The organism is Micromonospora sp. NPDC002389 (genome assembly GCF_040296095.1).
Classification (GTDB): domain Bacteria; phylum Actinomycetota; class Actinomycetes; order Mycobacteriales; family Micromonosporaceae; genus Micromonospora.
In genome coordinates, this window is the sequence record NZ_JBEOWP010000017.1 from 113592 (window position 1) to 121048 (window position 7457).

Annotated in this window: 9 protein-coding genes; 5 read left to right on the plus strand and 4 right to left on the minus strand. The window is 70.7% G+C overall.

Going from position 1 to position 7457, the window contains the following annotated elements:
• Positions 1 to 17 precede the first annotated feature (17 nt).
• Both ABT008_RS26105 and ABT008_RS26110 read right to left on the minus strand, forming a co-directional pair.
• On the minus strand, positions 18 to 899 hold the full coding sequence (locus ABT008_RS26105) for a polysaccharide deacetylase family protein (RefSeq protein WP_350699328.1): 882 nt from the start codon (positions 897 to 899) through the stop codon (positions 18 to 20).
• A gap of 110 nt (positions 900 to 1009) precedes the next feature.
• Positions 1010 to 1747, minus strand: coding sequence for a winged helix-turn-helix transcriptional regulator (locus ABT008_RS26110; RefSeq protein ID WP_350699330.1), 738 nt, complete (start codon positions 1745 to 1747; stop codon positions 1010 to 1012).
• Positions 1748 to 1997: 250 nt separating this feature from the next.
• On the opposite strand from ABT008_RS26110, the gene ABT008_RS26115 reads away from it, so the two are divergent.
• The 5 genes from ABT008_RS26115 to ABT008_RS26135 all read left to right on the plus strand — a co-directional run bounded on the left by ABT008_RS26115 (position 1998) and on the right by ABT008_RS26135 (position 5462).
• Entirely contained in the window at positions 1998 to 3032 is a 1035-nt protein-coding gene (locus tag ABT008_RS26115) for a hypothetical protein (protein WP_350699332.1), read from the plus strand.
• Positions 3033 to 3141: 109 nt separating this feature from the next.
• Positions 3142 to 3927, plus strand: a complete 786-nt coding sequence (locus ABT008_RS26120) for an LmeA family phospholipid-binding protein (protein ID WP_350699333.1) — start codon at positions 3142 to 3144, stop codon at positions 3925 to 3927.
• A gap of 72 nt (positions 3928 to 3999) precedes the next feature.
• Positions 4000 to 4077 carry an Ms5788A family Cys-rich leader peptide gene (locus tag ABT008_RS26125; RefSeq protein WP_311202345.1) on the plus strand — a complete coding sequence of 26 codons (78 nt, stop codon included), beginning with the start codon at positions 4000 to 4002 and terminating at the stop codon, positions 4075 to 4077.
• Between the two features lie 211 nt (positions 4078 to 4288).
• Positions 4289 to 5137, plus strand: coding sequence for a sulfurtransferase (locus tag ABT008_RS26130; protein ID WP_350699335.1), 849 nt, complete (start codon positions 4289 to 4291; stop codon positions 5135 to 5137).
• Between the two features lies 1 nt (position 5138).
• The gene (locus tag ABT008_RS26135; protein WP_350699336.1) at positions 5139 to 5462 is read left to right on the plus strand and encodes a DUF1416 domain-containing protein; all 324 of its coding nucleotides are present in this window, start codon (positions 5139 to 5141) and stop codon (positions 5460 to 5462) included.
• Between the two features lie 164 nt (positions 5463 to 5626).
• On the opposite strand, the gene ABT008_RS26140 is transcribed toward ABT008_RS26135, so the two are convergent.
• Together ABT008_RS26140 and ABT008_RS26145 are read right to left on the minus strand one after the other, a co-directional pair.
• Positions 5627 to 5767, minus strand: coding sequence for a hypothetical protein (locus tag ABT008_RS26140; RefSeq protein ID WP_191088575.1), 141 nt, complete (start codon positions 5765 to 5767; stop codon positions 5627 to 5629).
• Between the two features lie 13 nt (positions 5768 to 5780).
• A complete protein-coding gene (locus ABT008_RS26145) occupies positions 5781 to 6980 on the minus strand; it encodes a glycosyltransferase family 2 protein (protein ID WP_350699338.1) in 1200 nt (399 codons plus the stop codon).
• Between the last annotated feature and the right edge of the window lie 477 nt (positions 6981 to 7457).

Below are 7457 nucleotides of genomic sequence, written 5' to 3' on the forward strand. Positions count from 1 at the left end.
GGGCGGGACGACGCCGGTCAGAAGCCGTGACGCGGCAGCGCCTGTACGTCGAGCCGGCCGCTCAGCTCGGGCAGGATGCGGTACAGAGCGTCCACTGTGCCCTGTCGGTCGCCCCCGGCGTCGTGCAGCAGGACGATCGAACCGGGCTGCACCCCGTCGAGCACCGACGCGGCGATCCGGGTCGCGCCGGGCCGCTGCCAGTCGGAGGTGTCCAGCGTCCAGTGCAGCGGCGTCATGCCGAGTTCCCGGGCGGTGGCGACCAGGGAGTACGTCCAGGCGCCGCCGGGCTGGCGATACCAGGCGATCGGGGCGTCCGGCACAGCGGCGCGGATGGCCTCACTGGTGCGCAGCAGATCGTTGCGGATCTGTTCCGGTGACCGCGCGCCCAGCGTCACGTCGTGGTCCCAGCTGTGATTGCACAGCGTGTGGCCGTCGGCCACGATCTGCTGGACGAGCCACGGGTACGCCTGGACGTTCTGGCCCACCAGGCAGAAGGTCGCGGTGACCCGGTGCTCCCGCAGCAGGGCGAGCACCTGGGGCGTGTAGTCCGGGTTCGGTCCGTCGTCGAAGGTGAGGGCGACGGTGCCGGTGCCGGTGGTGACCCGGGTGCCCATCGGGCCGAAGTTGGGGTCCTGGGTCCCGCCGTGGTCCGGGTCGTGCGGGACGCCGCTGGGCGGGACGGAGCTGGGTGTGCCGGAACTGGGTGTGCCGGTGGGTGCGGGGGAGTCCGCCGAGGGCGGGACCTGGTCGGCGTACTCGGGGTGCTCGGCACCGGTCGCGGTGACCGCGGAGTCGTCGCGCGGCTCCTCGGGCAGCAGGTTGCGCCCGAGCAGGTACGCCGAGCCGAGCACCGCGGACACCACGAGCGCGATGATGCCGACCGCCTGTGCCGTGCCCACCGGCCGTCGTGCCGAGCTCCCGTAATACGTGCCCACCGCAGCCCCTTTTGCTGGTCGACTCGGCAGTCACCATAAGACCGGCAAGTCGACCAAAAGGGGCGTATAGGGATTTAGCCCTCGACGGTGAGGGGGCGCAGCGCCAGCGCCGCGTGCTCGGTGGCCTCGGCCAGTGCCCGGTTCGACGGCACGACGAACTTGTAGCCCACCTGGCGCACGGTGCCGATCATCGACTCGTACTCGGAGCCGAGCTTGGCCCGCAGGCGGCGAACGTGCACGTCCACCGTCCGGGTGCCGCCGAAGTAGTCGTAGCCCCAGACCTCGCGCAGCAACTGGTCGCGGGTGAACACCCGGCCCGGGTGCTGGGCCAGGAACTTCAGCAGCTCGAACTCCTTGTAGGTGAGGTCGAGCGGGCGGCCCTTGAGCTTGGCGGCGTAGGTGTCCGGATCGATCATCAGCTCGCCGGCCCGGATCGAACCACCGGCGCCGGCCGTGGCGTTGCTCAACCGGCCGACCGCGAGCCGCAGCCGGGCCTCCACCTCGGCCGGGCCGGCGGAGGCGAGGATGACGTCGTCCACGCCCCAGTCGGCGTTGAGCGCGATCAGGCCGGCCTCGGTGACGACCGCGACCAGCGGTACGCCCAGCCCGGTGGCGTGCAACATGCGGCAGGTCGCCCGCGCCTCGCTCAGCTCGGAGCGGGCGTCGACGAGTACGGCGTCCGGGCTCGGGCCGGCGACCAGGGTGCGGACGTCGCGCGGTGCGGTGCGAACCGAGTGCGGCAGCAGGTCGAGTGCCGGCAGCACTGCGGATGGTTCGCCTGCCCGTGCGGTCACCAGCAGCAGGATCTCCACGATCACCTCCGTCCCGGCGGCCGGTGTGGCCGCACGCGACCAGCGGCACTCAGGGCGAGTGGGCGCTGGGAACTTCCGTGGGTCCCGGCGTCGCTGACGGGCGGGTTTCGGCTTGAGACTAGCCGATGGCCCGGCTTGGACCTGGTCGCGGTTTCCTGTTTGCACCTTCTGCCCCTGATCGCGGCTCAGGTTTTAACGTCGCGGAAACCGTGGCACCCGAGTTGTGCATATGGTCTGGCACGATCGGTGGGTGTTTCCCTCCAACTCGCCCGAGACCGACCGCGACCCGTGGGCGGACGACGCGCCCTCCGGTGACGGCTCGGCACCGCGTACCGGTCCGGCCGTCGAGACCGAGGAGCGGGGCCGCTCCCGGGGCCCGCGACGGCTGCGCCGTGGCGGCTCGCCCCGGCGTGCCGACGACACGCTCGACGAGGAGGAGGACGAGGACGAGGAACCACCGGTCGAGGTCCCCAAGAAGCTCTCCCTCGCCGTCGGCGGGTTCGCCGCGCTGCTCGGCGTCGGCCTGATCGTCGGCGCGCAGACCTCCGGGCCCGGCGACCGGGTGCCCTTCGCCATCGTGGTGTTCCTCGTCCAGGTGCTGTTCGTGCTGGCCTGGACGGTGGTGAACCGGCCGCCGGCCTCCGCGGTGGTGATCGGCGTCGGTGTGCTGGCCGCCGCCGTGGCCGACACCGTGGCCATCCGTACGGCCGAACCTCGCCTCCTGCCGCTGTTCTACGTCGCGGTCGGCGGGGTGCTCGTCGCGGTGCTCGGCCAGTTGGTCCGGCGGGTGGACCGGGTGCGGGTGACCGACTCGGTGCGGACCACCGCGACCATCGTGCTCGGCCCGGTCGCCTTCGCCACGCTCATCGTGCTCACCCGGGTTCCCGCCGGCACCCAGGCGATCGCGGTCTGCCTCGCGGCGAGCGCGGTCGCGCTCACCGTCGCCCGGCTGACCGACGCCGTCGCGGCCTGGCCCCGACTCGCGCCCCAGGTGCCGCGCGGGGCCGCCGGGGTGGTCGGTGGCGCCATGGTGGGTACGCTCGTGAGCGCGTTGCTCGGCGGTTATCTGGTCACCCCGTTCACTCCGACCCGGGCCGCGATCATCGGCCTGGTCACCGCAGTCGTCGCCGTGCTGGCCGACCTGGCCTCCGGGTACGCCGCGGCGGGTCGACTGATGGCGGGCGAGCTGCCCGACGCGTGGGCGGCCCGGCACGTGCAGGGGCCGCTCGCCGGCTTCGCGATGGCCGCCCCGGCCGCGTACCTGATGTGCCGACTGGTGTTGTAGCCGGCCGCTGCGGCGGGCGGTTGAGGAATCCGGACATCGGGTAACACCGGTGCGCCGCCGGGCGTACCGGCGATTCGACCGGTATCGACGCGACAGGACAGGAGAAGGCGTGGAGCACGAGCAGACCTATGGACGGCGCCCGCGGCGACGGGGGCGCAAGGTACTGATCGGCTTCGTCGTCCTGCTGCTCGTACTCGTCGGGCTGATCGTGATCGCCGACCGGGTCGCGGCGAACGTGGCCGAACGCACCATCGCCGACGAGGTCCGCCAGCAGGTGGCCCAGCAGGGTGCGCAGTCCTCCCCGCCCGAGGTCGAGCTGGGCGGGTTCCCCTTCCTCACCCAGGTGCTCGACGGCAGGTACGAGCGGATCACCATCCGACTGCGCGACGTACAGGGCTCGGTGCAGGGTGACGCGGTCGCGCTGCCCAGCCTGGACGTGGACGCCCGCAACGTGCGCGCCTCGCTGGACACGTTGCGCACCGGCCAGGGAGAGGTGGTGGCCGAGACGGTCAACGGGACCGGCACGATCAGCTACCAGAGTCTGGCCGCGCTGCTCGACCGCGAGGGCCTGACCCTCGGTGAGCAGGACGGGAAGCTCGCCGTGACCGCCCCGCTGGACGTCCTCGGCCAGCGGCTCACCGTCACCGGCATCGCCGAGATCGTCGTCGGTGAGCAGGGGCAGATCGCGCTCCGTTTCGAGGACCTGGACGCCGAGGGGCTGCCCAACGTCGCGATCGCCCGCACTCTGCTGAACAATTTCGCCCGCAGCATCTCGGTCGACGTACCCCTGCCGGAGCTGCCGTTCCAGCTCACCGTCCGGGAGGTCGTGCCGAGGCCGGAGGGGCTGACGGTGACCGCGGACGCACGGGACGTACCGATCAACTCGGTCGGCTGACCCCGGTGCCGACGTCCCGGATGCTGGTCGGCCCGGTGGAGATTCATGAGATCGCTGGTAGGCTCCCTGGTCATGGGGACGCTCCTCACCAAACGGCGCGCGGTCGACCTGTGCCGCGTGGCCACCTGCCTGTGTCGCCCCGTCATCTGACGGCGGGGCTGTTTCGGGCCGCCTAGCGGCCTAAGGCACTCGGGGTACGCGTACCTGATCCCGGTGCACCCCACCGGACGCCCGGCAGCGGCGCCGTCGCACGAATCCCGTGATCCGTTCCTAGCTATGGGTCCCGCGCGTGGTGCGACTCCTTCGTCACAGCGATTTCCGCGCGCTGGCTCACCATCCATCCTCACCAGGGAGTGATCTGATGAGTCGCGACACCGCACTCGTCTCGGCCGAGTGGGCCGAGAAGAACCTCGACGCTCCGGGCGTCGTCTTCGTCGAGGTCGACGAGGACACCTCGGCCTACGCCACCGGTCACATCGCCGGTGCGATCAAGCTCGACTGGAAGACCGACCTGCAGGACCCGGTCCGCCGGGACTTCGTCAACAAGGCCCAGTTCGAGGCGCTGCTCTCCGAGCGCGGCATCAGCAACGACGACGTCGTCGTCCTGTACGGCGGCAACAACAACTGGTTCGCCGCGTACGCGTACTGGTACTTCAAGCTCTACGGCCACGGCGACGTCAAGCTGCTCGACGGCGGTCGCAAGAAGTGGGAGCTGGACGGCCGTCCGCTGGTCCGCGATGAGGTGACCCGCTCGGCGACGCAGTACGTCGCGCAGGAGCCGGACACCAGCATCCGGGCCTTCCGCGACGAGGTCGTCGCCGCGATCGGCACCAAGAACCTGGTCGACGTGCGCAGCCCCGACGAGTTCGCCGGCCGCCTGCTCGCCCCCGCCCACCTGCCGCAGGAGCAGGCCCAGCGGGGTGGCCACATCCCCACCGCGATCAGCGTGCCGTGGTCGAAGGCGGCCAACGAGGACGGCACCTTCAAGTCCGACGACGAGCTGCGCAAGATCTACGGCGAGGCCGGGCTGGACGACGGCAAGGAGACCATCGCGTACTGCCGGATCGGCGAGCGCTCCTCGCACACCTGGTTCGTCCTCCAGGAGCTGCTCGGCCACCGCAACGTGAAGAACTACGACGGATCCTGGACCGAGTACGGCTCGCTGGTCGGTGTGCCGGTGGCACTCGGCGACGAGCCTGGGGAGGCCTGAGATGACCGCTCCGACCGCCGCCGGTTGCGCCGCACCGGATCAGGCCGCGCCGTTGCCGGCCGGCATCGACCTGGAGAAGGAAACCGTCATCACCGGCGTCGTCCGCGCCGCCGAGGGTGACCCGGTGCCGGGTGCCTACGTCCGGCTGCTCGACTCGACCGGCGAGTTCACCGCCGAGGTGGTGACCTCTCCGGCCGGTCAGTTCCGCTTCTTCGCCGCTCCCGGCAACTGGACCCTGCGGGCCCTGTCCCGGCACGGCAACGGCGACACCGCCGTGACCGCAGGCCGGGGCGTCACCGAGGTGACCGTCACGGTCACCGACTGACCCACGCTCTGATCGGCCTCGTGGCCCGCGTCTCCCGCACCGCCGGGGGATCCGGGCCACGAGCCGTCTCCGCCCTTCAGCGGCCGGGACCGGCACGCTGACATGGGAACGGCCGCCGGCATCATGCCGGCGGCCGTTCCACGTCGGGCCGTGCTGGCGGTACGTCAGCCGATCTTGCGACGGGCCTTGGCGCCCCACTTGGCGGCGGTCACCAGCAGCGCACCGAGCCCTAGCAGGATGCTGCCGAGCAGGCCGACGGTGGCGGTGGAGGCGCCGGTCAGCGGAAGGTCCTGGTTCGCGGACATGTTGTCACCTCCCTCAGCCCTTCACGCCGACCGCCATGCGGGCCGGGGAGTCCCAGACACAGCGGTCGACCGTTGGTGCTCGGATCGCCTTGACCAGTGCGTGCACCAGGATCACCCGGTACAGCAGGTCGGCGACGATGATCACGGGGAGGAACAGCGGTAGGCGGGGCCGTCGGAGCCGCCACGCGGCGAGGCCGACCCAGAGGCTCTGCCCGGCCAGCATGAGTCCCAGCCCGGCCAGCAGCCCGGGGCCGGCGGTGGCGAGCAGCCAGAGAGTCACCGGGCCGCCGGCCACATAGAGGACCCAGTGCAGCATCAACAGCAGGTACGCGAAGTCGAAGCGGCTGGTGTGCCGACCCACCCGGTGCCCGATGACGCCCTGGAAGGTGCCCCACATCCAGCGCAGGTTCTGCCGGTACCAGTCGGGCAGCGTGGTCGGGTCCTGCAGGTGCGCCAGGGCACGCGGCGCGTACACGACCCGGCCGAGGTTGCGCCGGTGCGTCTCCAGCACCCAGTACGTGTCGTCGACGATGTAGGGCGGCTGCTGCGGCAGCACGGTGTCCAGCAGTTCGGTGCGGTACACCGAGTTCGAGCCGGAGATGCAGTTCATGACGTTGAAGTGGCTCTGGATCCGACGGATCACCGCCTGATACATCCAGTAGCTGTAGGCGCGCTTGGCCAGCCATGGGTTCCACCGCCGCTCCGGCGGCCACCACGTGACGTTGTGGCCGACCGCGATGCCGACCTCCTCGGTCAACTCGGCCAGGGCGGCGGTGACGAAGTCCGGTGCGACCACCACGTCGTCGTCGAGGATGGCGACCGCCCGGTAGTGCGTACCGAGACCGAACTCGACGTACCCGGCGTGCAGGGCGGCCGGTTTGCCGACGTTGCGGGCCAGGGACAGCACCCGCGCGCCGGCCGACTCGGCGAGGCGCGTGGTGTCGTCGGTCGAGGCGTCGGAGACCAGGAACACGTCGCTCCCGGTGGCGCGGGCCGCGCGTACCGTCTCGGCGATGGTCGCGGCGCCGTTGCGGCAGGCGATCAGGACCGCCACCTGGTCGGGGCCTACCGGGCCGTAGCGCGGCGGCCGAATCCCGTGACGCGGCCGGTAGGCCACCTCGGGGCGGACGAAACCGTACCCGAACGACCCGACGATCAACAGCAGTGCGAGGGCACTCACAGTGATGGTCGAGACCAGGAGGACTTCCAGCATGGCAGCCAATCCGCAGGCGGGAGGGTTTGCGAACGCCGCTCGCGTTGAGGCGTGCCGCTAACGCTAAGTGATGTACCGCTGGTCGCCAAGAGCGATGATCGCTTTCGTCCGTTCGGCCGACGACCGGATGACCCTCCGGCCGGTCGAAAACGCCGATGACCAGGAGAAACAGTCGGGTGGACGGACGCGCAACAGGGGCTGGCGGGCGCGCACCATGTCGAGTGCGCGCCCTGTCGAGCTGACGGCGAGAACGGATCAGACGTCATGCCGCAGCGCGTCGGTGTGTCTGAAGGCGCGAGGAGGCTGCCGCCGGCGTGCAGCACGGTCGGTGCCACCTCGACCCGCCGAGATCTCAATCTTGGACAGTTTCCGTTAGCACGAAACTATTCAGTCTCATGACATCTGTCAGTGTTGAAGTCCCGGTACATGTGTCAGTTGGTAGGGATCTTGAGCGGGCTGGTACATGGTGCCTGGCAT

Coding starts and splice junctions, on each gene's coding strand:
- ABT008_RS26135 (WP_350699336.1), top strand. CDS start 5,139: ATGACCGCTCCGACCGCCGCCGGTTGCGCCGCACCGGATCAGGCCGCG.
- ABT008_RS26125 (WP_311202345.1), top strand. CDS start 4,000: ATGGGGACGCTCCTCACCAAACGGCGCGCGGTCGACCTGTGCCGCGTG.
- ABT008_RS26130 (WP_350699335.1), top strand. CDS start 4,289: ATGAGTCGCGACACCGCACTCGTCTCGGCCGAGTGGGCCGAGAAGAAC.
- ABT008_RS26145 (WP_350699338.1), bottom strand. CDS start 6,980: ATGCTGGAAGTCCTCCTGGTCTCGACCATCACTGTGAGTGCCCTCGCA.
- ABT008_RS26140 (WP_191088575.1), bottom strand. CDS start 5,767: ATGTCCGCGAACCAGGACCTTCCGCTGACCGGCGCCTCCACCGCCACC.